Here is a 1,033-nt window from a genome sequence, read left to right as displayed (position 1 = left end):
AGCGGGCAGGTCGGCGTCTATTTCGAGGCGGGCGCGGTGATCGTCACGCTGGTCTTGCTGGGCCAGATCCTCGAGCTTCGGGCGCGCGAGCGCACCGGATCGGCGATCCGGGCGCTGCTGGACCTCGCGGCCAAGACGGCGCGGGTGATCCGCCCGGACGGCACCGAGGCCGAGGTGCCCCTGGAGGAGATCGCCGTGGGCGACCGGCTGCGCGTCCGCCCGGGCGAGAAGGTCCCCGTCGACGGCGAGGTGGTCGAGGGCCGGTCTTCGGTGGACGAGTCGATGCTGACGGGCGAGCCCGTCCCGGTCGAGAAGGTCGCGGGCGACCCGGTCACGGGCGCCACAATCAACGGCACCGGGTCGCTGGTCGTCGAGGCGCGGCGCGTCGGGTCCGACACGATGCTCGCGCAGATCGTCGAGATGGTGGCGAACGCGCAACGCTCGCGTGCGCCGATTCAGAAGCTGGCCGATGCGGTGGCCGGTTACTTCGTGCCCGCCGTCATCGCCATTGCGGCCGTGTCCTTTGGGGCCTGGACGATCTGGGGGCCGGCGCCGGCGCTGGCTTATGCGCTGGTCTCGGCCATCGCGGTCCTCATCATCGCCTGCCCCTGCGCGCTCGGGCTGGCGACGCCCATGTCGATCATGACCGCCACGGGGCGCGGCGCGCAGGCGGGCGTTCTGATCAAGAACGCGGAAGCGCTGGAAGCCTTTGCCAAAGTGGACACGCTGATCGTGGACAAGACCGGTACGCTCACCATGGGCAAGCCCGAGCTGGTGGCGGTGCTGCCCGAGGGCGGCATGGATGAAGGAGAGCTGCTGCGCCTCGCCGCGAGCCTGGAGCGCGGGTCGGAGCATCCGCTGGCCGAAGCCATCGTGCGCGGCGCCGAGGCGCGCGGCCTCGCGCTTGCCAAAGCCGACGACTTCGAAGCCGTGACCGGGATGGGCGTGAAGGGCACGGTCGAGGGCAAGGCGGTCGCCTTGGGCAACGCAAAGATGCTGGCCGAGCTCGGGATCGAAGCACCCTCGGCGGCCG

At 71.2% G+C, this 1,033-nt stretch carries 1 protein-coding gene; it reads left to right on the top strand.

Annotated elements, in window-relative coordinates; all coding sequences use genetic code 11:
* Positions 1 to 1,033 (top strand): heavy metal translocating P-type ATPase (locus tag Q1B08_RS21485; RefSeq protein WP_299823414.1); only part of this gene is annotated, 1,033 nt, incomplete at both ends.

Source organism: uncultured Jannaschia sp. (genome assembly GCF_947494025.1).
GTDB lineage: Bacteria > Pseudomonadota > Alphaproteobacteria > Rhodobacterales > Rhodobacteraceae > Jannaschia.
Note: the sequence above shows the minus strand (reverse complement) of the source record. Positions and strands in the feature narration are given on the sequence as shown.